Source organism: Micromonospora sp. NPDC000668 (assembly GCF_042897975.1).
GTDB lineage: Bacteria > Actinomycetota > Actinomycetes > Mycobacteriales > Micromonosporaceae > Micromonospora.
The window spans coordinates 133,907-159,274 of record NZ_JBIAYP010000003.1 but is presented as its reverse complement, the minus strand read 5'-3'; the positions used below and the strand labels follow the sequence as shown (position 1 = coordinate 159,274).

Here is a 25,368-nt window from a genome sequence, read left to right as displayed (position 1 = left end):
CGGCCGGTGCCCGTGATCGAGACGGTATCGGCGATGTTGGGGTGTCCAGTGGCTCGGACACCCCAACATCAGCGACCTCGCGAGTGGATCACCGCAGTGCCTGGGTGGGTCAGCGGGCCGGCAGGGCGCGCAGGAAGCGCTCGGCGATCGGCACGGCCGAGGCGGTGCTGGCGCCGCCCTTCTCCACGAAGACGGCGAACGCGACGTCGCCCCGCCAACCGACGAACCAGGCGTGCGTGTGGGCCGGGTTGTCGTCGTACTCGGCGGTGCCGGTCTTGCCGTACACCTCGCCGCCCGGCACGTCCTTGAGCGCGCTGCCGGTGCCGACGGTGACCACCTCGCGCATCATCGTGCGCAGCGCCGCGACCGACTCCGGCTTGAGCTGCTCGCCGGCTGCGGCGGGCTTGGCCGGTGCCGGGTCGATCAGCAGCTTCGGCTGCTCGAACCGGCCTCGGGCGACCGCGGCGGTGGCGCCGGCCATGGCCAGCGGGCTGACCAGCGTGGTGCCCTGCCCGAACGAGGCGGCGGCCTGCTCGGCCGGGCTGCCGCCGGTCGACACCTTGCCGGTGAACGCGTCCGCGCCGAGGTCCCACTGCCCCTCCAGGCCCAGCGAGCGGCCGGCAGCGGCCAGCCCGTCGCCGCCGAGCTTCGGCGCCAGCGCCGCGAACGCGGTGTTGCAGGACTTGGCGAAGTCGGTGCGGAACGGCACCGAGCCGAGCTGGAAATTGTCCGAGTTCTTGAACGAGCGACCGTCGACGGTGAAGGTCTTCGGGCAGTTCACCGGCCCGTCCAGCGTCACCGCGCCCCGGTCCAGCAGGCCCAGCGCGCTGACCATCTTGAACGTGGAGCCCGGCGGCACCTGGGCGGTGAAGGCCAGGTTCTCCCCGGCCGGCCCGGGGCCGTTCGCCACGGCGAGCACCGCACCGTCGCTGATCCGTACCGCCACCAGGGACGATCGGCGGGACTCCGCACGCAGTGCCCCGTCGGCCGCGTTCTGGGCGGCCACGTCCAGCGTGGTCTTGAGCGCCTGCCCGGGCTGCGGCTCCCGACGGAACAACTCGGTGCCGGTGGGTGCCAGCTTGCCGCCCTCGTCCGGGCGTTCGACCACCACGGTCAGCCCGGGGTTGCCGCGCAGCCGCTCGTCGTAGCGGCCCTGCAAGCCGCCGTGCCCGACCAGGTCGCCGGCGACGTACCGGTCCGGGTGCGCGGCGAGGTCGTCGGCCTGCGCCTGATCGACCGAGCCGAGCAGCGCCCGGGCGAACTCCCGGGTGGGCGCCAGGTCGATCTTGTCGGACTGGAACTTGGTGCCGGGCAGGTCGTAGATCCGGGGCTTGATCTGGAGGTACGCCTCCTCGCGCAGCGACACCACCTCGACGAAGGCGCCCGGCTCGGCCTTCGCCACCCGCGAGGGCAGATCGGTCAGGTCGATCGCGGGGACCAGCGCCGGGCGGATCGCCTTGAAGGCCGCGTCGAGATCCTTGACCAGCTTATTGATGTCGGCGACCCCGTTCGGCTGCACGCCCACCCGGATCACCGGACGCGGGGACACGATCGGCTGCCCGGCGGCGTCCAGCAGCCCGGCCCGGGGACCGGTGTCGCGGCGCAGACCCAGCCGGTCACCCTTCGTGAGCTGCTCGTGCAGCACCCGGGGCTCCCACGTCACCTGCCACTGGTCGTCGTCGCCCTGGACGAGCCGCACCTCCCGGTCGTACGCCCAGCGGGTCTGACCGGGCAGGGTCCACTCCACCCGGATCGGCACGGTCGCGATGTTGGCGGTGACCTTCGGCTCGCCCCGGCGGGTCAGCGTGGGCGGGGTGGCCGCCAGTTCACCGGAGAGCTCCTTGATCTCGCGGCTCACCTCGGCCGCCGGCACCTTGGCGCCGGTCGTGTCGACCAGGCCGACCGCCTGGAGGTCGCCACTGCGCCAGCCGGCCAGAAACGCGTCGACGCTGCGCTGCGGCCCGTCGTCGCCGGAGCAAGCGGCCAGGAGACCGGCGGCGACCAGGGTCGCGGTGAGGGCGGCGATGCGCCGGCGGGCATGGTTCGGCCGGTGGGGCCGGGGGTACGACAGGGGCATGAAGCGGGTCCTTCCAATCTCGGACTGCCCTGCACGGTAGTACGCGGATGGTGTCCTCAACGTCCCGTGATGCGGCCCTACGTGCGGAAAGACCGTCCGTGCCGGTGTGATGAACATCGCGTGGCGGGGTATCCCGCAACCGGCCAACCTCATGACCCGCAACGGGTGAAAGGACAGAGTCCCGATCCGGACGTCTGGCCGGTGGTCCGCCGACGATCGTGCAGAACGGCAGGGCCTAGGCTTGGGCTGAGTGACCCACAACGTGGTGGGTCGAGGGGAGTGGCACCGATGGACCGGCGTCCGGCGATCAAACCGGAACCCGACCTCCGGCAGGATGACTCTGGCCGGGACGACGACAGCTTCGATTCGGCGACCGACGGGGACGGCTACGGCCGACTCGACACGGGAGTGACCGGGCTGACCGGGTCGAGTATCGACACGATCTACGATCTGGGCCTGCCGACAGAGGCGTTGGCCGACGATGTGGAGGACGCCGAGCTCGACGAGCCGGTGCCCAACGCGGAGCGCCTGGTGGCCCAGGCCGTCGCGCTCGCCGGAGACGATCACGACGCGGCGACCCTGGTAGGCCGCTTCTGGCGGTTCGCCCCGGACGAGGAGCTGGTCGGCTTCACGGCGGAGGAGATGCTCGACGCCGCCCGTGCGCACCGGGACCTCGCCCAGCAACGGGTGCCGGGAGAGCTCAAGCTGCGGATCCACGAACCGCACGCGGACCAGCACCACACTGTCGTCGAGTTCGTCACCGACGACATGCCGTTCCTGGTCGACTCGGTGACCGCGCTGCTCAACTCGTACCACCTGGACGTGCACCTGCTGGTGCACCCGCTGGTGGTGGTCCGGCGCGAGCCGCTGGGCCGGCTCACCGAGGTTTCCGCGGACGTCGAACCGGACGACGCGATCGCCGGTGACATCATCGAGAGTTGGATGCGGATCGAGATCGATCCGGTCCGGGACGCCGCCGAGCGGGACCGGTTGCGCCGCGAGCTGCAACGGGTGCTCACCGACGTGCGGGAGGCGGTGGAGGACTGGCCGAAGATGCGTCAGCGGGCCCTCGCGCTCGCCGACGAGCTGGCCTCGGCCCGCACCTCGGACAACCGTCCGCCGGTGCCGGAGAAGGACATCACCGACTCGGTGGAGTTGCTGCGCTGGCTCGCCCAGGACCACTTCACCTTCCTCGGCTACCGCGAGTACCGGTTGGTGGACGCCGCCGGTGGCGGCGGCGCGGACATGGTCGACGGCAAGGCCCTGGAGGCGGTGCTCGGCACCGGTCTGGGCATCCTGCGTTCGGATTCGCCGGAGGCCCGGTCGCTGTCGTCGATGACGCCCGAGGCGCACGAGAAGGTGCTGGAGAAGCGCCTGCTGATCATCACGAAGGCCAACTCGCGCGCTACCGTGCACCGCTCTGCGTACCTGGACTACATCGGCTTCAAGATCTTCAACGAGGCCGGCGAGGTGATCGGCGAGCGGCGCTTCCTGGGCCTGTTCTCCACCGCCGCGTACCGGACCAGCGTGCGAGAACTACCGGTGGTACGCCGCAAGGTGGCCGAGGTGCTGGACCGCTCCGGCCTGAGCCGGCGCAGCCACTCCGGCAAGGACCTGCTCCAGATCCTGGAGACGTACCCGCGCGACGAGCTGTTCCAGATCAAGACCGACGACCTGTACCACGCGGTGATCGGCGTGCTGCGGATGGCGGGCCGGCGGCAGCTGCGGGTCTTCCTGCGCCGGGACGCGTACGGGCGGTTCATCTCCTGCCTGATCTACCTGCCCCGGGACCGGTTCACCACGCAGAACCGGCTCCGCATGCAGGACATCCTGCTGCGCGAGCTGAACGGTGTCGGGGTGGACTACACCACCCGGGTGACCGAGTCGATGCTGGCCCGGGTCCACTTCATCGTCCGTACCGACCCCACCCGGCCGCCCGGTGAGATCGACGCCGACCTGCTCGCCGAGGAGTTGGCCGACGCGACCCGGCTCTGGGACGACGACTACCGGCTGGTGCTGGAGCGCAAGCTCGGCGACGAGCAGGCCAAGCACCTCTTCGCCCGGTACGCCGACGCGTTCCCGGAGGGCTACAAGGACGGGCACACGCCGTACGAGGCGATGAAGGACCTGGCCAAGCTGGAGCTGCTGGAGGAGCCGGGCCAGCTGGAGATGCACCTGTTCCGCAAGCAGCTCCCGCCCCGGCCCGGCACCCGCGTGCCGGGGGCGGACCCGACCGAGGCGATGGACGTCCGGTTCAAGGTCTACCGGTACGGCGAGCCGATGATGCTCTCCGCCGTACTGCCGGTGCTGCACTCGCTCGGTGTCCGGGTGGTCGACGAGCACCCGTACGAGGTGGACCGGATCGACGGCCGGGTGTACCTCTACGACTTCGGCCTGATGCTGCCCGAGGCGCACCAGGAGCTGGCCGAGGTACGCCCGCACGTGGAGAACGCGTTCGCGGCCGCCTGGCGTGGCGAGGCCGAGGTGGACCGGTTCAACGAGCTGGTGCTGCGCGGCGGGCTGACCTGGCGGCAGGTGGTGGTGCTGCGGGCGTACGCGAAGTACCTGCGGCAGGCCGGCACGGTCTTCTCGCAGGACTACATGGAGCAGACCTTCATCGCGTACCCGAAGCTCGCCGCGCTGCTGGTGGAGCTCTTCGAGACCCGGTTCGCGCCGGGCGAGCTGAGCACCGAGCAGCGTCAGCAGCGCAGCGGTGAGCTGGTGGAGACGATCCGGGGCGCGCTGGACGACGTGGCCAGCCTCGACCAGGACCGGATTCTGCGCTCGTACCTGACGCTGATCGAGGCGACTCTGCGGACCAGCTTCTACCAGAAGCGCGCCGACGGGCGGCCGAAGGCGTACGTGGCCTTCAAGCTCGATCCGCAGGCCATCCCGGACCTGCCGGCGCCGCGACCGAAGTTCGAGATCTTCGTCTACTCACCCAGGTTCGAGGGCGTGCACCTGCGGTTCGGGCCGGTGGCCCGGGGCGGGCTGCGCTGGTCCGACCGGCGGGAGGACTTCCGCACCGAGGTGCTCGGCCTGGTCAAGGCGCAGATGGTGAAGAACACGGTGATCGTGCCGGTGGGTGCCAAGGGCGGCTTCGTGCTGAAGCAGAAGCCGGGCGACCGGGACGAGGCGGTCGCCTGCTACCAGGCGTTCGTCGGCGCGATGCTGGACGTCACCGACAACATCGTCAGCGGGCAGATCGTGCCGCCCGAGGACGTGGTCCGGCACGACGGCGACGATCCGTACCTGGTCGTGGCGGCGGACAAGGGCACCGCGACGTTCTCCGACATCGCCAACGAGATCTCCAAGACCCACAACTTCTGGATGGGTGACGCGTTCGCCTCCGGCGGTTCGGCCGGCTACGACCACAAGAGGATGGGCATCACCGCCCGGGGCGCCTGGGAGTCGGTCAAGCGGCACTTCCGGGAGCTGGGCCTGGACACCCAGACCCAGGACTTCACCGTGGTCGGCGTCGGCGACATGTCCGGTGACGTGTTCGGTAACGGGATGCTGCTCTCCGAGCACATCCGGCTGGTGGCCGCCTTCGACCACCGGCACATCTTCCTCGACCCGACCCCGGACGCGGCCACCTCGTACGCCGAGCGCAGGCGGCTGTTCGAAATGCCCCGATCATCCTGGGAGGACTACAACCCGGAGCTGATCTCGGCCGGCGGTGGCATCTTCTCGCGTACCGCCAAGTCCATCCCGATCACCCCGCAGGTCCGCGCGGCGATCGGCCTGGACGACGACGTCACGCAGATCTCGCCGCAGGAGCTGATGAAGGCGATCGTCACCGCGCCGGTCGACCTGTTCTGGAACGGCGGCATCGGCACCTACGTCAAGGCGTCGAGCCAGACCAACGCCGAGGTGGGCGACAAGTCCAACGACGCGATCCGGGTGGACGGGCGTAGCCTGCGCTGCCGGGTGGCGGGCGAGGGCGGCAACCTGGGCTGGACCCAGCTCGGCCGGATCGAGTACGCGTTGACCGGTGGCCGGATCTACACCGACTTCATCGACAACGCGGCCGGCGTGGACACCTCCGACCACGAGGTGAACATCAAGATCCTGCTGAACACCGCGGTCGCCGACGGGGAGCTGACCACGGCTGCGCGGGACGAGTTGCTGGCCGAGATGACCGACGAGGTCGCGGAGTTGGTGCTGCGGGACAACTACGACCAGGCCCGGGCGATCAACAACGCCCAGGCCCAGGCCGCCTCGCTGCTCCCGGTGCACCGCCGGATGATCAACGACCTGGAGCGCTCGGGCGCGTTGGACCGGGCACTGGAGGCGTTGCCGCCGGACGAAGAGCTGGCGGTCCGCAGCGAGTCGGGGCTGACCGCGCCGGAGTTCGCGGTGCTGCTCGCGTACGTGAAGATCGTCCTGGAGCGGGAGATCCTCACCGAGGGGCTGGCAGACGAGGAGTGGACGACCGAGGTTCTGGTCAACTACTTCCCGACGCCGATGCGCGAGCGGTTCGCCGACCGGATGGGCCGGCACCGGCTGCGCCGGGACATCGTCACCACCGTGCTGGTCAACGAGGCGATCAACCGGGGCGGCATCTCGTTCGTCTTCCGGGTGGTCGAGGAGACCGCGGCCAGCGCGGCCGACGTGATCCGGGCCTACGTGGTGGTCAGCGAGGTGTTCGGGCTGCGCGAGCTGTGGGACGCGGTCGAGGCGCTGGACAACAAGGTTGCGCCGGAACTGCAGACCAGCGTCTACCTGGACACCCGGCGGCTGCTCGACCGCGCGGTGCGGTGGCTGGTGTCCAACCGGCGCTCGCCGATCGACGTGCCGGCCGAGATCGCCCGGCTGCGCGACGGGGTGGCCCGGCTGCTGCCGGGGCTGGAGGAGCTGTTCTACGGCACCGAGCGGCAGGGCATCGTGGCGCACATCGACTCGATGACCGAGCGTGGCCTGCCCCGGGAGCTGGCGGAACGCGCGACCCGGCTCATGTACAGCTTCGGTCTGATGGACGTGGTGGAGACCGCGACCGGCAGCGGGCGGGACGTCAGCGAGGTGGCCTCGGTCTACTTCGTGCTCTCCGACCTGTTCCGGGTGGATTCGCTGCTGTCGAAGATCTCCCTGCTGCCGCGGGAGGACCGCTGGCAGACGTTGGCCCGGATGGCGCTGCGCTACGACCTGTACGCCGCGCTGGCCGCGCTCACCGCGGAGGTGCTCGACTCGACCCCGGACGAGTTGCCGCCGCACGAGCGGGTGCAGCAGTGGGAGCAGTCGAACGCCACCTCGATCCACCGGGCCCGCCGAGCCATGGGGGAGTTCGACGAGTCGCGGGCGGATCTCGCCGCCCTGTCCGTGCTGCTGCGCCAGATCCGCACCCTGGTGCGGACCTCCGCGGCAGCCTGAGTCGGTACGCCGGACGCGGTCCGGCCGGTCGGGTAACCCCGACCGGCCGGACCGCGTTGGTGTTGGCTGGTCATTCCACCAGGGTGGCGAAGACGACCACGTTGTCCGGGTAGCTCTTGACGGTCTCGTCGAACTGACCGCCGCAGGTCACCACGCGCAGACCGGCCCGGTCGTTCGGCCCGTAGACCAGCTCGGTGGGGAAGGACGTCTTCGGGTACGACTTCACCGAGTCGACCCGGAAGGCGACCGGTTTTCCGTCCGCCCGCCCCACGGTGATCCTGTCGCCCGGGACGAGGGAGCCGAGGTCGAAGAAGACGGCCGGGCCGAGCTTCGCCGAGTCCACGTGCCCGACGATGACCGCGTTACCGGTCTCGCCGGGGCTCACGCCCGGCTCGTACCAGCCGGCCTGGTCGGCCTTGCTCAGCGGAGGGACCTGGACGGTGCCGTCCGGGTTGGTGCCCAGCGACATGATCGTCGCGTTGACGCCGATCCGGGGGATCTCGATCGTGGTCGCTGCGGAGCGGGCCAGTCCGGCCGGAGCCTCTGCCTGCGCGACGGATTCCCCGTCGACCGGAGGGACGCCGGTGGCGGTGACCGTCGGCCCGGTGACCTCGGGACCGGCCTGGGCCAGTGGCTGCGGCGGGCGGGGTGCGGGCGTGGTCTTCAGGGAGGCGCCGATCATGCCGGCGCCGATCATGGCCAGGGTGACGACGGCGACGGCCGCGCCGGCGGCGCGCCACGGTTTCCCGTGACGGCCGCCGGCCCGTGTCGTCGTCACGTCAGACGAGCGAACCATCGGTCCGCCGACGGCGCATCAGCACGATCCCGCCCAGCGCGGCAGCGCCGAGCAGGCTCGCCCCACCGGTAGCCAGGCCACGGTCGGTGCCGGTGCTGGCGCCACCGTCACCACCGTCGACCCCGCCGCGGGGCAGGACGACGAGCTCACCCTCGCCGCACGAGCCCTTGAGCTCGTGGCGACCCGGACGGGCGTCCTTGTCGACCTTGGCCTCGCCGTAGTAGACGAAGTCCTTCTTGTGCTCCCAGTCCTTCTTGTCGTGGTCCTTGGAGTCCCAGTCCTTCTTGTCGTGGTCCTTGGAGTCCCGGTCCTTCTTGTCTTCGTCCTTGGAGTCCCAGTCCTTCTTGTCTTCGTCCTTGGAGTCCCGGTCCTTCTTGTCCTCGTCCTTGGACTCCCAGTCCTTCTTGTCGCGGCTGTGCTCCGCGTCCTGGCCGTGCTCCTCGCCCTTCCAGTCCTTGCTGCCCTCGTCGGCCGCAGCGCCGCCGCCCTGGCCGTACCGCTCGTTCTCGTCCTTGCCGTCGTGGTCGTTGCCCTTGTCGTCCTTGCCGTGCTCGTCCTTGTCCTTGTCGTCCTTGCCGTGCTCGTCCTTGCCTTCGTGGTCCTTGCCCTTGTCGTCCTTGCCGTGCTCGTCCTTGCCGTGCTCGTCCTTGTCCTTGTCGTCCTTGCCGTGCTCGTCCTTGCCTTCGTGGTCCTTGCCCTTGTCGTCCTTGCCGTGCTCGTCCTTGCCCTTGTGGTCCTTGTCCCTGTCGTCCTTGCCGTGCTCGTCCTTGCCGTGCTCGTCCTTGTCCTTGTCGTCCTTGCCGTGCTCGTCGTGCACCGGCTTGAGCTTGACCTTGCCGGTGACCTTGGACCACACGAACGCGTGCTCCTGTCGCTCCGAGCAGATCTCGAGGAGCTTGACCTCGTCGCCGGCCTTGACCACGTGCGGCTTGGCGAACACCTTGCCGTCACGGTCCTTGCCGTCGTCGTGGTGACCGTCAGCGAACGCGATCCCCGGCGCGAACACCAGCAGCGACGCGCTCCCGAGCGCGGCGCCCGCAACGACCTTCCCGAGCATCTTCTTAGCCATGACCTGCGTCACTCCATCCCTGTTGTCCTGAGCCCGGCGACAACCGAGCTACGACCGACGTTAGACCGTTTCATGACCTTTGAAGCGAAAGATTCGTGTTTTGGCGTTTACTGTTGGTAGGTGGCAAAGGAGGCACTGCGCGGCTTTCGCCGCAGTGAGTGCCGTCTCAGGCGCGGCACGCCGTTGCGAGCGGCCCGCGCTGTTCCGCGCTCGCTGTGCCCTGCCCGTCGTGCTCATCCGGTAGCGGTGAGCACGGTGGCGCTCGTGCCGCTCGGGCCCGGCTCGGCGGTATCGTCCGACTCGGGTCACGGGCCTCACCACGGGAACGCATCGAGCCATTGCCATGGAAGCGCTCCCATGCAAGAATCGGCGCACGCGGTTCGGGGAGCCACACCGCGCAGGCAGGGAGTCGAGGGCATCCGGTCCACCGGACGACGTCCCGCCGCCGATTGACCGCCCGGCCGCGTGCCGGTCGTTCACCACCACCACCACGCCCGTCCGGGTCGGGCACCCCCGAAGAATCCCGTTTGGCGCCGGCGGCCGTCCGTCCAGGACGCCCACCGGGCCGTCTCGCCGGGCCGTACGCGAGCCCGGTCTCGCCCAAGGAGATCAGTGGCATGAATGTGTGGAGAAGGCTGTCCGGCCAACGCCGGGCCCTCGCGCTCGCCGGCGCGGGCGTCCTGGTCGCCGGCGGGTTGGTGACCATTCCGGTCACCGTGGCGCACGCCGCGACGCAGTGCGACGTCGCTTACACGACGAACGACTGGCCCGGTGGCTTCACCGCGAGCATCACCCTCAAGAACCTCGGCGACCCGGTCAACGGCTGGACCCTCGGCTGGACCTTCCCGAACGCGGGCCAGCGGGTTCAGCAGGGCTGGTCGGCCGAGTTCACCCAGTCCGGCAGCCAGGTCACCGCACGCAACCTGTCCTACAACGGCAGCCTCGCCACCGGTGCCTCGATCAGCCTCGGCTTCAACGGCGCGTGGAGTGGCAGCAACCCCAAGCCGACGTCGTTCACCCTCAACGGGGTGACCTGCAACGGCGGCACCACGCCGCCGACCACGCCGCCCCCGACCACGCCGCCCCCGACCACGCCGCCCCCGACCACCCCGCCGCCGACCACGCCACCCCCGACCACGCCGCCGCCCGCCGGCAGCAAGGTGGACAACCCGTACGCCGGGGCGCGGGGGTACGTGAACCCGGAGTGGAAGGCCAAGGCGGACGCCGAGGCGGGTGGCAGCCGGATCTCCAACAACCCGACCGCCGTCTGGCTGGACCGGATCGCCGCCATCAACGGCACCCCGGACAGCAGCTCCAACGGCGCCTTCGGGGTGCGGGACCACCTGGAGGAGGCGCTGCGCCAGGGCGCCGGCTACATCCAGTTCGTGATCTACAACCTGCCCGGCCGGGACTGCGCCGCGCTCGCCTCCAACGGTGAGCTGGGCCCGAACGACCTGCCCCGCTACAAGGCCGAGTACATCGACCCGATCGCCGCGATCCAGGCCGACCCGAAGTACCGGAACCTACGCATCATCAACATCATTGAGATCGACTCGCTGCCGAACCTGGTGACCAACACCTCGGGACAGCCGGGCGGTACGGCCATGTGCGACACGGTCAAGGCCAACGGCGCGTACGTCAACGGCGTCGGCTACGCCCTGACGAAGCTGGGCGCGCTCGGCAACGTCTACAACTACATCGACGCCGCGCACCACGGCTGGATCGGCTGGGACAGCAACTTCGGCCCGACCGCCGACATGCTCAAGAGCGCCGCGGTCGCCTCCGGCAGCACGGTGGCGAACGTGCACGGCTTCATCGTCAACACGGCCAACTATTCGGCTCTCCGCGAGCCGTACGTCAAGATCACCGACTCGGTCAACGGCCAGTCGGTGCGGCAGTCCAAGTGGGTCGACTGGAACTTCTACGTCGACGAGCTGTCCTTCGCCCAGGCGTTCCGGCAGAAGCTGGTCCAGGTCGGCTTCGACGCCAACATCGGCATGCTGATCGACACTTCCCGCAACGGCTGGGGCGGCTCCGCGCGGCCCACCGGACCGGGCGCGACGACCAGCGTGGACACCTACGTCAACGGGGGTCGGATCGACCGCCGGATCCACGCCGGCAACTGGTGCAACCAGTCCGGTGCGGGTCTCGGCGAGCGGCCCCGGTCGGCGCCGGAGTCCGGCATCGACGCGTACGTCTGGGTGAAGCCTCCGGGCGAGTCGGACGGCTCCAGCGAGCTGATCCCGAACGACGAGGGCAAGGGCTTCGACCGGATGTGCGACCCGACCTACGGCGGCAACCCCCGCAACGGCAACAGCGCGACGGGTGCCCTGCCGAACGCGCCGATCTCCGGTGCCTGGTTCTCCGCCCAGTTCCAGGAGTTGATGCGCAACGCGTACCCGGCGCTCTGACCGGCTCGCTCCCGCACCCACCCGCCGCCGGCAGTAGGTGAGGCACTGCCGGCGGCAGGTTCCCCCGGGTCCCCGGTCCGACCGTTGTGGTCGGGCCGGGGACCCGCCCTCGTGCGCCGGGATCAGGGCACGGTGCGTTCGATCGCCGCCCGACCCTGCTCGGCCAGATCGCGGCGGGCCTTGTCCAGGTTCTCCGGGGTGAGGTCCTGCCCGCGGGCCATCACCAGATCCTCCGGCTCCCAGGGTTGCTCCGCCCCAGTCCGGATGTTGTCCCCGCCGGCGCCGGTACCCGTCCCGGTCGCTCCGGTGCCCGCCGCGTACGGGTCGCCGATCAGGTCGTCGGTGTCCGGCGCGAGGTCGTCCGGCCGGTCGCGGGGCTCGGCGAAGGCCGGGGTGTCCCGGTCGGGGCCGCCGCCGGTCCGCAGCTCCGGGACGGTGCTGTCATCGTCCACCGCAGAGGCCACCTCCGGGCTGTCCTCCAGCGGCGGTCGGCGATCGCGATCGGTCATGGTGCTGCCTCCTGTGTCCGACACGTTGCCTGATCCCCCTCGCGTACCCCCTCGGGCCGCGCTCATGCCCCGCGCCCCCGACACCGGCGTACACCGGTGCGCGGCCGATGGTCAGCGACCGGGCTCCTCCTCGTTGGGGGCGGGTGGTTCCGCCGGGCGCAGCCGCTGCCAGAGCAGCATGAGCAGGCCGAAGACGAGCATCACCAGGCCGGCCCACAGGTTGATCCGGAGGCCCTGGGCCTTGTCCCACCCGGCTTCGCCCGCCCGGAGGGTGCCGCGGGCGCTTTGACGGATGTGCGCGGGCGCCCCGGCCGGTCGGCCGGGGCGCCCGTGGTTCGTCGTCGCTCAGCGACCCAGCACGCGGTCCAGGAAGTCCCGGTAGCGGCGCACCGCCACCCGCAGGTGCTCGGTGTCCGCCGAGCCGGCGTCCTGCCATCCGCCCAGGGTGGTCTTCTGCGCGGCCAGCGCCGAGGCGAGTGCCTGGATGGCCTCCTCCACCAGCGCCTGCGCCTCGGCGGCCGCGGCCTGCGGATCGTCCACGAAGCGCAGCTGCACGTCCCGCCAGCGATCCCGGAACGCCTGTGCCGTGTCCGCGTCGAGGAGCGCGGCCGCCTCGGCCGCCACGGTCGAGCCGGCCGGTCGCGACGTCCCAGCGGACTCCAGCGAGGTGCCGGCGCCACGTCCGGCGAGCACCGGGTCGGCGTCCGGCGAGACCGCGTCCGGGTCGACCATCTCCGGCGTCGCGCTGCCGTAGGCGGCCGCGTCCGGATCGCCACCGGCCGCGGTCAGATCGCTGCGCCGCTCGGGCGCACCGTCCGTGCTTCCCGGCGGTACGACGGTCCGCGAGGTGTCCGCGTCGGCCCGCCAGTCGTCGTCGGTGTCCGCGTCCTCGTCCGCGTCGGTGTTTCGGCGGTGCAGCTCGGCCGTGGGGTCGGCGCGCAGACCCTCGCGTTCGCCGTCCTCGGCACCGTCGCCCGGCTGGGCGGTCCGCTCGCCCCGGGGGTCCGGCTTGTCCTGCGGGCGCGGGCTGGCCAGCGCGGAAGCCGCCACCGCGTCGGCCACCGTGGTGGCACCGAACGTGGTCGGCAGCGGCCCTGGCTCGTGGAACCCGCCCTCGTCGGCGGACCGGTCGTCCGGGTCGGCGGACCGGTCGTCCGGCCGGTCGCGCCGGGACCCGTCGGCCCGCTCGTCGGCGACGGACGGGTCGTCGAACGTGCCCCGGTCGTCCAGGGCGTCCTCGGGTATGTCCGAGGGGCCGGCCAGGTCACCGGCCGGCGGCACCGGGACCGGCGCGGACCGGACGGCCTCCGGGTGGTCGTTGCTCACCTGCTGCTCTTCCTGGCGCATCGGTGGTCTCCTCAGCGGCTCGTGGCGTCGTGCGGGGTGTCCGGATGGCGCTGCTCGGGCGGATGGTGGCCGACCGGCTCCTCGCCGAGCAGGTCGGCGAAGAGTGCCCGGTAGTGCACGACCGCCTGGCGCAGCTCCTCGGTGCTGGCCTCGCCCCGGGAGTTGCGCAGGTGGATCTCGTGCGCGTCCCGGTAGTTGGCCAGCGTGCGGGCGTGGTCGACGGAGAGGTGGGCGGTCTGGTCGGAGAAGTCCCCGGTCGGGTAGCCCTGCTCCTCGATGAGCCGGGTGACCAGTTCATCCGCGTCACCCACGGTCTCGCTCGGCGAGTCGATGAAGCGGACCTGGAGCTCCTCCCAGGCGGCGGCGTAGCGGGCCCGGGACTCCGGGCTGAGCGGGGTGAGCGCGAGTTCGGCGTGCCGGCGTTCCCGGTCGCGCAGTTCGCGCTCCGCGGCAGACCGGCTGTCCTGCTCGGCAACCACCCGGTCGTACTCCGGCCCGAACCGGCTGCGCAGCTCGCGGCGCCGGATGAGCGACCGGGCGGCCACGGCCAGTGCCGCGATCACCAGCACGACGAGCACGATGACGATTATCTGCGTGGGCGACATGGGCTCCTCCTTCGTTACCCGGTATTCCCTCCGCGTACTGATCGCCAATCCCCATCCGGGGCACTTTCCTTGCCGGCCCGCGTCCGATGTCGGGATTCCTCCCGGCGATGACGAGGCACACAGTGCCGCACCCGCCTAAAACTTGACTCATTCCAGAAAACGAGCTTGGGTGGGGTGATGCCGCTCGGAACCGACGTCGAACGCCTGCGGGCCGCTGGGCTGCGGGTCACGCAGCCTCGCCTCGCGGTGCTCGCGACGGTGCGTGAGCGGCCACACCTGGATGCCGACACGATCACCCGGCGGACCCGGGTCCGCCTCGACCGGGTCTCCGGCCAGGCGGTCTACGACGTCCTGCACGCACTGACCGACGCGGGTCTGCTGCGCCGGTTCACCCCGGCCGGCGGGCCGGCCCGGTACGAGGTGGGCGGGGACGACCACGACCACCTCGTGTGCCGGGAATGTGGGGCGATCGTCGACACCGGCCGGAGCGCCGCCCCCAGGCCCTGCCTGGACCCGGGAGCCGCCGCGTTCGAGGTCGACTACACCGAGGTCACCTACTGGGGCCGCTGCCCTGACTGTCAGTCCCAGCACCGATCAGAAGCGCCGCACCAGCCACCTGGAGGAGAGCGATGAGCGACGAGGCCAACAAGCCGATCCTCACCACCCGGCAGGGTCACCCTGTCAACAACAACCAGCAGCAGCGGACGGTCGGCTCGCGCGGCCCCGCGACGCTGGAGAACTACCACTTCCTGGAGAAGATCAGCCACTTCGACCGGGAGCGGATCCCGGAGCGGGTCGTGCACGCGCGCGGTTTCGTCGCGCACGGCGATTTCGAGGCGTACGGGACGATCGGTGACGAACCGGCGGCGAAGTACACCCGCGCCAAGCTGTTCCAGACCAAGGGCAAGAAGACCCCGGTCACCATCCGGTTCTCCACCGTCATCGGCGGCCGGGACTCCTCCGAGGCCGCCCGCGACCCGCGCGGCTTCGCGGTCAAGTTCCGCACCGAGGACGGCAACTGGGACGTGGTGGGCAACAACCTCCAGGTCTTCTTCATCCGCGACGCGATCAAGTTCCCCGACGTGATCCACTCGCTGAAGCCGGACCCGGTGACCTTCCGCCAGGAGCCGAACCGGATCTTCGACTTCATGTCGAACACGCCGGAGTCGATGCACATGCTGACCTGGCTCTTCTCCCCGTACGGAATCCCGAAGAACTACCGCACCATGCGCGGCTCCGGGGTGAACACCTACCGTCTCGTCAACGCCCAGGGCGAGGGCGTGCTGGTCAAGTTCCACTGGATCACCCAGCAGGGCGAGCACAACCTGACCCAGGCCGAGGCGGACGCGATCCAGGCCACCGAGCTGGGCCACGCCTCCAAGGACCTCTACGACGCCATCGAGAGCGGCGAGTACCCGCAGTGGGAGCTCAACGTGCAGGTGATGAGCGACGACGAGCACCCGGAGCTGGACTTCGACCCGCTCGACGACACCAAGATCTGGCCGGAGGAGCAGTTCCCCTACCTGCCGGTCGGCATGATGACGCTCAACCGCAACATCACCGACCACCACAACGAGAACGAGCAGATCGCCTTCGGCACCGGCGTGCTGGTCGACGGCATCGACTTCTCCGACGACAAGATGCTGGTCGGCCGGACCTTCTCCTACTCGGACACCCAGCGCTACCGGGTAGGCCCGAACTACCTCCAGCTGCCGGTGAACCGGCCGCGCGAGGACGTCCAGGTCAGCACCAACCAGGGTGGCGGCCAGATGTCGTACGGGGTGGACAACCGGGGCGGCAACCCGCACATCAACTTCGAGCCGTCCTCGGTCGCCGGCCTCCAGGAGGCTGACGAGTCCTACCGGGAGTACCGTCCGTTCGTCTCCGGGCAGGTCATGAAGGCCCCGATCGAGCGGCAGAACAACTACTCCCAGGCGGGCCGCCGCTTCCGCGAGATGGCGGACTGGGAGCGCGACGACCTGATCCTCAACCTGACCACGCTGCTGGCCCAGTGCGACAAGCACATCCAGGAGAAGATGGTCTGGCACTTCAGCCAGTGCGACGAGAACTACGGCCGTCGGGTCGCCGAAGGGCTCGGCATCTCCGCCAACGCCTGACCCGTACCGCACCACCACGAGCGCCCCGCCGGTCCGCCGGCGGGGCGCTCGCCGTACCGCTCGGGGTGCATTCCGGAGCGTCGATCTCGGCGCGACAGGCGGTAGTGCAACGGCCCGCGATTACGTATCCTGCCCAAGGCGCCCGCGCCGGTGCCCGGCGTCATGGCCGGGCGCAGCCGGCCTCGCGTTGCCCGGCGGTGCCGGCGCCCCTCCTGCCACCCCTGTACGGGCGAGGTCTGATGAGAACCCGCGACTGGCCGATCCGTTCGAAGTTGACTGCGCTGGTCGTCGCGCCGGTCACCGCACTACTGGCGTTATGGATCTTCGCGACCACGCTGACCTTCGGTCCCGCCCTGAACCTGCTCTCCGCCCGGACCTTGCTGTACGACCTGGGTCGCCCCGGTGAAGTCGTGGTCACCGAGCTGCAACGGGAACGCCGGCTCTCGGTGGTCCAGCTCGCCGGCACCACCGAGCTGCCCGCGCTGACCGAGCAACGGCAGCGCACCGATCGGGCGGTCACCGAGCTGCGCCGCCGGGTCGACGGGGAGGAGCTGCGCGACGCTGCCAACGATCTGCTCGACACCCGGGTCGACCAGCTGGTCACCGCCCTGGCGGCGCTGCCGGCCGGCCGGGACTTCATCGACGACCGCAAGGTGGACCGGGCCGGCGCGATCGGCCTCTACAGCGGCATGATCTCCTCGGCCTTCCAGGCGTTCGCCGGCATGGCGACCCTGGCCGACCCCGACCTCAACCGGCAGGCGTTGGCGCTCACCGCGCTGGGCCGCTCCCGCGAGTTGCTCGGCCAGACCGACGCCCTGCTGGCCGGTGCGCTGACCGCCGGCCGGTACGCCGAGGGGGAGCACACCCAGCTCGTGCAGGCCATCGGCAACCAGCGGTGGCTCACCGAGAGCGCGGTGGCCGACCTGCCCGAGGCCGGCCGGGCCGCGTACCAGCGGTTGACCGAGAGCGAGGCGTTCACCCAGCTGCGCACCATGCAGGACGCGCTGGTCGTGGCCGACCGGTCCAGCCGGCCGCAGGTGGACGCGGCGAGCTGGCAGGCCAGCCACGACGCGGTGCAGCAGCAGTTGCGTGACTTCGAGCTGGCCGAGGCCGACGGGCTCACCGACCGCTCGGTGCCGATGGCGGTCCGGATCCTGATCCGCCTGGCTGCCGCCGGGGTGCTCGGGCTCGTCGCCGTGGTGGTCTCGGTGCTGGTGGCGGTGCGGGTCGGCCGCACGCTGGTCCGACGGCTCAGCGGGGTCCGCACCGCCGCCCTGGAGTTGGCCGAGCACCGGCTCCCGGACGTGGTGGCCCGGCTGCGCCGAGGCGAGCAGGTCGACGTCGCGCGGGAGGCACCCCCACTGGAGTACGGCCACGACGAGATCGGCGAGGTCGGGCGAGCCTTCACCGAGGTGCAGCGCACCGCGGTCCAGGCCGCGGTGGACGAGGTCACCCTGCGCCGTGGGCTCAACGAGGTCTTCCTCAACATCGCCCGGCGCAGCCAGAGCCTGGTGCACCGGCAGTTGCACCTGCTGGACCGGATGGAGCGACGCGCCGAGGACCCGGACGAGCTGGCCGAGCTGTTCCAGGTGGACCACCTCGCCACCCGGCTCCGCCGGCACGCCGAGGACCTGGTCATCCTCGCCGGCTCCGCGCCGGGCCGGGGCTGGCGCAACCCGGTCGCGATGGTCGACCTGGTCCGCGGCGCGATCTCCGAGGTCGAGGCGTACGACCGGGTGGACATCACCTCCGTGCAGCCGGCCGGTGTGCTGGGCCGGGCCGTCGGCGACGTCATCCACCTGCTCGCCGAGCTGATCGAGAACGCCACCGCCTTCTCCCCGCCGGACACCCGGGTCACCGTGACCGGGGAGCAGGTGGCCAACGGCTACGCCCTGGAGATCACCGACCGTGGGCTGGGGATGTCCGCCGCCGCGTTGGAGACCGCCAACACCCGGCTGGCCAGCTCGCCCGAGTTCGACCCGGCGCAGAGCGCCCGGCTCGGCCTGTTCGTGGTTGCGCGGCTGGCCGCTCGGCACGGCGTGCGGGTGCGGCTACGCCCGTCCGGGGAGGGCGGGGTGACCGCCGTGGCGCTGGTTCCCACCGACCTGGTCACCGCCGAGCCTCCGGCCGGCCCCGACCCTGCCGCACCGGGTGCCGCGCCGGCCGGCCCGGACCGGCGGCTGACCCGGACCAGCCGTCGGGGCGCCGTGCCCCGGCCCCGGATGGGCCGCAGTCGACCGACCACCGCGGCGTCCGCCGCCGGTGCACCGTCCGCTCCAGCCACCGGCACCCCGGCTCCGGGCAGCCCGGCTCCGGCCGTGCCTCCCGCGATCGGGTCGGACGCCACCGAGCTGGGCGATCACGGGTCGCCGGCCACCGCGCCGGCCGCGGTCGATGGGCCAGGTGACGGTGTCGCCGACCGGGTGCCACCCGCTGACGAGTCGGTGGACGAGCTGGACGGGCTGCCTCGCCGGGTGCGGCGGCGTACCCCCACCACCCGGCCCCGGTCGACCGTCGCCGACACCGCGACGCCCCGATCGCCGGAGGAGGTACGCCGGGTGATGTCGGCCCTCCAGGCCGGCACCGCCCGGGGCCGCGCCACCGTCATCACCCCGGCGACCCCGGCCACTCCGGCGGCCCCGGCCACCCCGGCCACTCCGGCGGCCCCGACCGCTCCGGTCAGCCCGGCCGCTCCGGCGGACGCGGCGGCTCCGGTGAGTTCGGCCGCGCCGGTGACCCCGGCCAGCCCGGTCGGCGCGGACCTCCGTACCGGGCCAGCTGTCGACCCTGGGCCCGCCTCGCCCGCCGCGCCCGGACCGGCGGCGGCCCCCGAACCCCTGACCGCGAGTGAGAGGGACGCCTAGTGCGGCATTCGACGAAGCAGAGCGCCGGCCTCGACTGGCTGCTCGACGAGTTGGTTGTACGGGTACCGGCCGCCCGGGAGGCGGTGGTGCTCTCCGCCGACGGGCTGCTGCTCGGCTCGTCGGCCGAGTTGGAGCGTTCCGACGCCGAGCACCTCTGCGCGCTCGCCGCCGGCTTCTCCAGCCTGGCCAGGGGCGCGAGCCGGCACGTGGACGGTGGCCCGGTCCGGCAGACCGTGGTGGAGATGGAGTCGGCGTACCTCTTCGTCACCGCCGCCGGACAGGGCGCCTGCCTGGCCGTGGTGAGCGATGCCGACGCGGACATCGGGCTGGTCGCGTACGAGATGGCGATGCTGGTGATCCGGGTGGGGGAGAACCTCACCGCGCCAGCCCGATCGTCGGCCGGTGCCGGTGATGCGGGCTGAGCCGCCCGGGCCGCAGCACGAGTGGCTGGACGGCGACGCCGGCCCGGTAGTGCGCCCGTACACACTCACCGGCGGCCGGGTACGCTCCGCCGTCGACGGTTTCGACCTGGTCGCGTTCGTACTGGCCAGGTTGGACCTCGATCCGGCGGGCGACCCGCGGCTGCTTCCGGAGCACCGGCGGCTGGTCGAGCTGGCCCGTCAACCTGTTTCGGTGGCCGAGTTGGCGGCCGAGTTGGACCTCGCGGTCGGGGTGGTCCGGGTGCTACTCGGTGACCTCCTCGCCCAGGGTCTGGTCGCGGTGCACGAACCGCCGGCCGCCGGCAACCTTCCCGACGACGACATCCTCAAGGCGGTGGTCAGTGGACTCCGTGCGCTATGACCATGTGGGATCTGGCGCCACCATCCCGCTGGCACTGAAGATCCTCATCGCCGGAGGCTTCGGAGCAGGCAAGACGACGCTGGTGAGCGCGCTCAGCGAGGTCCGGCCGTTGCAGACCGAGGAGGTGCTGACCGGTGCCGGGATCGGCACCGATGACGTCTCCGGGGTGGAGGGGAAGTCGACCACCACGGTGGCGATGGACTTCGGACGGATCACCATCACCGAGGACCTTCAGGTCTACCTGTTCGGCACCCCGGGCCAGGACCGGTTCTGGTTCCTCTGGGACGAGCTGGCCTTCGGCGCGCTCGGTGCGGTGGTGCTCGCGGACACCCGGCGGTTGGCGGACTGCTTCCCCTCCATCGACTACTTCGAGCAGCGCGGCATCCCGTTCGTGGTCGGCGTGAACTGCTTCGACGACTCCCGCCGGTTCAACCTGGAGACCGTACGCCGGGCGCTCGACCTGGACCCGGACGTGCCGATGGTGCTCTGTGACGCCCGGGACCGGCAGTCCGGCAAGTTGGTGTTGATCTCCCTGGTCGAGCATGTTGCCCGGCAGCGCGGGGAGCCGGTGCCGGCCGCCTGAGCGGGGCGCCGCCCGCGTTCGGCAGCGCCGACGCCGTCGTGGGCGAAGGCGTCGACGATGCCGATCCGCCGCCGGAAAGCCGGTTAACGGGCCGGCATCGCGGGCAGCCTCTGGTTGGATCGACGGAGGATGCCGGCGGAGGGGTTGCACGTGAGTGGTCAGGACGAGATCGTCCACATCGGGGGTTACACGGCGCAGAGCGGCGGGCGGGGCAGCGGCATCGTGGTGGCCCGCCGCGACCCGGCAACCGGGGCGCTGACTCCGCTCGGCACGGTGGCGGTCACCCCGTCGCCCTCCTTCCTGGTTCGGCATCCCACCCAGCCGGTGCTCTATGCGGTCAACGAGCTGACGGACGGCGAGATCAGCGCCTGGCGGGTCGGGCCAGACGGCGCGCTGGACGCGCTCGGCAGCCGGTCGACCGGCGGCGCCGAGCCCTGCCACCTGGCCGTGCTGCCCGACGGCGCCCACCTGGTGGCGGCCAACTACGGCGGCGGCAGCGTCGCGGTCTTCCCGCTCGACCCGCAGGGTTCGCCCGGCGAGCGCACCGACCTGGTGGTGCACGAGGGTCACGGCCCGGACCCGGAGCGCCAGGAGCGGGCGCACACCCACATGGTCTCCCCGGGGTCGGGCCGGGGGCCGTTGCTCGCGGTGGACCTCGGCACCGACTCGGTCTACCGGTACGACCTGGACGGCGCGAGCGGGCGGCTGGTCCCACGCAGGCCACGGATCAGGACGGCGCCCGGCACCGGGCCCCGGCACCTGGCCCGCCACCCTGACGGACGGCGCTGCTTCCTCGTCGGCGAGCTGGACGCCTCGGTCGTCGCGTACGAGCTGACCGACGACGGCGCGCTGCACCAGCGTGGTCGGGTCGAGGCGAGCGAGCGGACCGGCCACGTCCAGCCGTCGGAGTTGGCGGTCGCCCCGGATGGTCGATTCCTCTACGTCGCCAACCGCGGGGTGGGCACCCTCGCCGTCTTCAGCCTGGCCGGCGAGTTGCCCGAGCTGGTGGCCGAAGTGGACACCGGTGGCGAGTGGCCCCGGCACTTCGCGCTGGTCGGGGACCACCTCTACGTCGCTGATGAGCGGGCGGACATGGTGCGGGTCTTCCGGCGGAACGCCGACACCGGCGTCCCGGCGCCCGTCGGGGAGCCCGTGCTGGTGCCGAGCCCGACCTGCGTGCTGCCGTGAGCCTCGGCGTCGATGGACGGGATGCGAGGGCGGCGCGGGTTTGGCAACACGACGGGGCCACATCATCACTGTGTGTTGCTAAACAGTGATCAACTGTTTCTCCTGCGTAACTTTAGTCCGAACGGTTGTGGCAAGGACGGCATCTTGTACGCAAGATGGTCACCGTGTCAGCAGGCCGCCATCGCATGCGTTCGAAACTTCATCTAGCCGCCGCCGCCGCGACGGCGACGGTTCTCGTCGTCACGACCGGCGTCTGGTTCGGCTATCGAGAGCTGATCCAGCCCAACTGTTCGGGCGAGATCCGGCTCTCGGTGGCAGTCGCGGCCGAGCTCGCGCCAGCGGTGGACGCCGCCGCGTCCCAGTGGGTGAAGGACGGCGCCGCGGTAGGCGGCACGTGCATCCGGGTGGACGTCTCAGCGTCCGACCCGGTCGACGTGGCCGCCGTGGTGGCGGCCAAGCACGGTGTCATCCTGGCCGGCGTGGGGCAGGCCAGTGGCACCGCCGTCACCCCGGACGTCTGGGTGCCGGACTCCTCGACGTGGCTGCTGCGGTTGAAGAAGGACGCGACCGCGTTCGCTCCGACCAACGGCGCGTCCATCGCGCGCAGCCCCATCGTGGTGGCGATGCCCGAGCCGGTGGCAACCCGGCTCGGCTGGCCCAACAAGAAGTTCACCTGGACGGACCTGCTCAAGCAGGTCAACAGCAGCAAGCCGCTGCGCACCGGGATCGTCGAGCCCACCCGGGACGCGGCCGGCCTGTCCGGTCTCCTCTCGCTGACCACGGCCGCCAGCGCGGCTGGCGGCGACGCCCAGCGCAACACCGTCGGCGCGCTGCGTGCGCTGGCCACCGGCCGTTCCTCGCTCCGTAACGACCTGTTGGCCCGCTTCCCGACCTCCAAGGACGCGACGTCCATCGCCAGTGGTCTCGGCGCGGCGGCCCTGTCCGAAGAAGACGTGATCGCGTACAACAGCAAGGAGCCGCCGGTCAAGCTCGCCGCGCTCTACATGGAGCCGGCGCCGATGCCGCTGGACTACCCGTACGCGGTGCTGCCCGGCCTGGAGCCGTCCAAGGCGTCCGCGGCCCGGGTGCTGTTCGAGCTGCTCACCACCCCGACCTTCCGCAACCGGCTCGCGGCGCAGTCGCTGCGCGCACCGGACGGCAACTGGGGCTCCGGCTTCAAGGCGCCGCAGGGTGCACCGAGCCCGGCCGGCGGCGCGTCGACCGCGCCGGCGACCGGCGGCACCGCCGCGGGTGGCCTGGACCCGGCCGCCATCCAGCGCGTCGTCACCACCTGGTCGGTCGCCACCCAGTCGGGTCGGATGCTCTGCGTCATCGACGTGTCCGGCTCGATGAAGGAAGAGGTGCCCAGCGCCAACAACCGCAGCCGGGAGGAGGTCACCGTGGACGCGGCCCGCCGCGGCCTCGGCCTCTTCGACGACTCCTGGTCGATCGGGCTGTGGACCTTCTCCACCAAGCTGGTCGGCAACCGGGACTACCGCGAGCTGGTCGGCATCGCCCCGCTCTCCGGCCAGCGGGCCCAGCTGGAGGCGGCGCTCGGCAACATCAAGCCATCCGACGGCGACACCGGCCTCTACGACACGATGCTCGCGGCCTACAAGACGGTGCAGGCGGACTGGCAGCCCGGCCGGGTCAACTCGGTGGTGCTCTTTACCGACGGCAAGAACGAGGACGACAACGGCATCTCCCAGGCCGAGCTGCTCGCCCAACTGAAGCGGCTCGCCGACCCGGAGCGGCCGGTCCAGGTCGTCATGATCGGCATCGGTGAGGGCGTCAGCAAGGCCGAGCTGGAGTCGATCACGAAGGTGACCGGTGGCGGTAGCTTCGTCACCAAGGACCCGACCGAGATCGGCTCCATCTTCCTCAACGCCATCGCGCTCCGTCCCCCGGCGCCGCGCTGAGTCGACGCTCAGCACGAAAGGGCCCGCCGTACCGCAATCCGGTACGGCGGGCCCTTTTTCGCCCTCAACGCTAAAGAAAAGTGACGGCAATGCGTCGTAAGTGATCGCTCACCACAGTTGTCGGGGCAGGATGTCGACGTGTCCGACAATGTCGGCCCGCCTCCGGTCCGACCCGTCGGCCGAGGCCGTCCTGAGCGGAGTGGGAGGGCCGGTGGCCACTGCGACACTGTTGACCCCCGCCAGCACGTCGGCGAAGCCGGAAGGCCGTCCGGCCGGGCTGGTGGCGCGCGCCGACGAACGGTCCTACATCCGGATCCTGGTGGTGCTGGACACCACCGTCCTCATCCTCGCGCTGCTCATCGGGTACGTCTCCCGCTTCGGTAACGAGGAGCCGAGCGGCTCGAAGATCCCGTACGTGCTGGTGGCCCCAGGGCTGGTGCTGGCCTGGCTGGTCTCACTCAAGGCGCTCGGCTGCTACGACGACCGGGTGATCGGCTACGGGGCGGACGAGTACCGGCGGGTCAGCACGGCCAGCCTGCGGCTGGCCGGTGCGATCGCCATCGCCGGGTACATCGCCGACGTCGCGGTGTCCCGAGGCTTCCTCGGCATGTCCTTCGCGGTGGGCACCGTCGGGCTGGAAGTTGTCCGCTTCGCCGCCCGCAAGCGCCTGCACCGGGCCCGCTCTCGGGGCGCCGGCTGGTCCCGGAAAGTGCTGGTGGTCGGCGGCACCGCGCACGTGCTGGAGCTGGTGCAGACGTTGCGCCGAGAGCCGTACGCGGGCTACCAGGTGGTCGGCGCGTGCATCCCCGACGCGCTGCTGGCGCCGGTGGCGCAGCGGCTGGGTGACGTGCCGGTGGTGGGATCGTTCCGTGGCATCCCGGAGGCCGCGACCGCGATCGGCGCGGACACCGTCGCGGTCACCGCCTCCGGTGAGCTGACCGCCACCCGGCTGCGCCGACTCGGCTGGCAGTTGGAGGGGACCGGCATCGACCTGGTGGTGGCACCCGCGCTGACCGACGTGGCCGGCCCGCGGATCCACACCCGCCCGGTCGCCGGGCTGCCACTCATCCACGTCGAGGCGCCCGAGTTCCGCGGTGCGCGGAAGCTGGTGAAGGGCTTTGTCGACCGGTCCGTCTCATCGATGGCGCTGTTGGCGCTGCTGCCCCTGATCGCGGTCATCGCGCTGGCCATCAAGCTGGACAGCCGAGGCCCGGTGCTCTTCCGGCAGGTCCGGGTCGGCCGGGGCGGGCAGGAGTTCGGCGTGTTCAAGTTCCGCACCATGGTGGTGAACGCCGACGTACTGCTCGGTGAGTTGGCCGCCCGCAACGAGACCGACGGTCTGATGTTCAAGATGCGCGACGACCCCCGGGTCACCCGGGTTGGCCGGCTGCTGCGGAAGTGGTCGCTGGACGAGCTGCCGCAGCTGGTCAACGTGCTGCTGGGGCAGATGAGCCTGGTCGGGCCGCGGCCGCCGCTGCCCTCCGAGGTGGCCCGCTACGACGGTGATGTGGCCCGGCGGCTGCTGGTCAAGCCAGGAATGACGGGTCTGTGGCAGGTCAGTGGCCGGTCCGACCTGAGCTGGGAGGACGGCATCCGGCTCGATCTCTACTACGTGGAGAACTGGTCCCTCGCCGCCGACCTCACCATCCTCTGGAAGACCTTCGGCGCCGTGCTGAAAAGCCGCGGCGCGTACTGACCGTCCGCCGGCGGTG

Annotated in this window: 17 protein-coding genes; 11 read left to right on the top strand and 6 right to left on the bottom strand. The window is 71.2% G+C overall.

Annotated features, from left to right (window positions below):
• Positions 1–109: 109 nt before the first annotated feature.
• Positions 110–2,077, bottom strand: coding sequence for a penicillin-binding transpeptidase domain-containing protein (locus ACFY29_RS16930; RefSeq protein ID WP_386987119.1), 1,968 nt, complete (start codon positions 2,075–2,077; stop codon positions 110–112).
• Between the two features lie 288 nt (positions 2,078–2,365).
• Here ACFY29_RS16930 and ACFY29_RS16925 point away from each other — a divergent pair, with 288 nt between their 5' ends.
• Entirely contained in the window at positions 2,366–7,447 is a 5,082-nt protein-coding gene (locus tag ACFY29_RS16925) for an NAD-glutamate dehydrogenase (protein WP_386987116.1), read from the top strand.
• A 70-nt stretch (positions 7,448–7,517) separates the two neighbouring features.
• Here ACFY29_RS16925 and ACFY29_RS16920 read toward each other — a convergent pair whose 3' ends face one another.
• The gene (locus tag ACFY29_RS16920; RefSeq protein WP_328419767.1) at positions 7,518–8,225 is read right to left on the bottom strand and encodes a class F sortase; all 708 of its coding nucleotides are present in this window, start codon (positions 8,223–8,225) and stop codon (positions 7,518–7,520) included.
• 1 nt (position 8,226) lies between these two features.
• The gene (locus tag ACFY29_RS16915) at positions 8,227–9,312 is read right to left on the bottom strand and encodes a hypothetical protein (protein ID WP_386987113.1); all 1,086 of its coding nucleotides are present in this window, start codon (positions 9,310–9,312) and stop codon (positions 8,227–8,229) included.
• A gap of 617 nt (positions 9,313–9,929) precedes the next feature.
• Between ACFY29_RS16915 and ACFY29_RS16910 the strand changes: the two genes are divergently transcribed.
• Complete coding sequence (locus ACFY29_RS16910) at positions 9,930–11,723, top strand: glycoside hydrolase family 6 protein (protein ID WP_386987110.1); 1,794 nt, start codon at positions 9,930–9,932, stop codon at positions 11,721–11,723.
• Positions 11,724–11,845: 122 nt separating this feature from the next.
• Here ACFY29_RS16910 and ACFY29_RS16905 read toward each other — a convergent pair whose 3' ends face one another.
• The 3 genes from ACFY29_RS16905 to ACFY29_RS16895 form a co-directional block, all read right to left on the bottom strand.
• Complete coding sequence (locus tag ACFY29_RS16905; RefSeq protein ID WP_328419762.1) at positions 11,846–12,232, bottom strand: hypothetical protein; 387 nt, start codon at positions 12,230–12,232, stop codon at positions 11,846–11,848.
• Between the two features lie 345 nt (positions 12,233–12,577).
• On the bottom strand, positions 12,578–13,579 hold the full coding sequence (locus ACFY29_RS16900) for a hypothetical protein (protein WP_386987107.1): 1,002 nt from the start codon (positions 13,577–13,579) through the stop codon (positions 12,578–12,580).
• An 11-nt stretch (positions 13,580–13,590) separates the two neighbouring features.
• Positions 13,591–14,184 carry a hypothetical protein gene (locus tag ACFY29_RS16895; protein ID WP_386987104.1) on the bottom strand — a complete coding sequence of 198 codons (594 nt, stop codon included), beginning with the start codon at positions 14,182–14,184 and terminating at the stop codon, positions 13,591–13,593.
• Positions 14,185–14,361: 177 nt separating this feature from the next.
• Between ACFY29_RS16895 and ACFY29_RS16890 the strand changes: the two genes are divergently transcribed.
• From ACFY29_RS16890 to ACFY29_RS16850, 9 genes are all read left to right on the top strand, one after another.
• On the top strand, positions 14,362–14,817 hold the full coding sequence (locus ACFY29_RS16890) for a Fur family transcriptional regulator (RefSeq protein ID WP_386987101.1): 456 nt from the start codon (positions 14,362–14,364) through the stop codon (positions 14,815–14,817).
• A complete protein-coding gene (locus ACFY29_RS16885) occupies positions 14,814–16,301 on the top strand; it encodes a catalase (RefSeq protein ID WP_386987098.1) in 1,488 nt (495 codons plus the stop codon). Before ACFY29_RS16890 ends, ACFY29_RS16885 begins: the two co-directional genes overlap by 4 nt.
• Positions 16,302–16,540: 239 nt before the next feature.
• Positions 16,541–19,165 (top strand): nitrate- and nitrite sensing domain-containing protein, encoded by a 2,625-nt coding sequence (locus tag ACFY29_RS16880; RefSeq protein WP_386987095.1) that lies wholly within the window; start codon positions 16,541–16,543, stop codon positions 19,163–19,165.
• Positions 19,165–19,587, top strand: coding sequence for a roadblock/LC7 domain-containing protein (locus ACFY29_RS16875; protein WP_386987092.1), 423 nt, complete (start codon positions 19,165–19,167; stop codon positions 19,585–19,587). Before ACFY29_RS16880 ends, ACFY29_RS16875 begins: the two co-directional genes overlap by 1 nt.
• Positions 19,577–19,966, top strand: a complete 390-nt coding sequence (locus ACFY29_RS16870; protein ID WP_386987089.1) for a DUF742 domain-containing protein — start codon at positions 19,577–19,579, stop codon at positions 19,964–19,966. The genes ACFY29_RS16875 and ACFY29_RS16870 overlap by 11 nt, the downstream gene beginning before the upstream one ends.
• Positions 19,947–20,549, top strand: coding sequence for an ATP/GTP-binding protein (locus tag ACFY29_RS16865; protein ID WP_386987087.1), 603 nt, complete (start codon positions 19,947–19,949; stop codon positions 20,547–20,549). The genes ACFY29_RS16870 and ACFY29_RS16865 overlap by 20 nt, the downstream gene beginning before the upstream one ends.
• A 150-nt stretch (positions 20,550–20,699) precedes the next feature.
• Positions 20,700–21,737: a lactonase family protein gene (locus ACFY29_RS16860; RefSeq protein ID WP_386987084.1), complete on the top strand. Its 1,038-nt coding sequence runs from the start codon at positions 20,700–20,702 to the stop codon at positions 21,735–21,737.
• Positions 21,738–21,901: 164 nt separating this feature from the next.
• Complete coding sequence (locus tag ACFY29_RS16855; RefSeq protein ID WP_386987081.1) at positions 21,902–23,656, top strand: substrate-binding domain-containing protein; 1,755 nt, start codon at positions 21,902–21,904, stop codon at positions 23,654–23,656.
• A 211-nt stretch (positions 23,657–23,867) separates the two neighbouring features.
• Complete coding sequence (locus ACFY29_RS16850; RefSeq protein WP_386987078.1) at positions 23,868–25,352, top strand: sugar transferase; 1,485 nt, start codon at positions 23,868–23,870, stop codon at positions 25,350–25,352.
• Positions 25,353–25,368 lie beyond the last annotated feature (16 nt).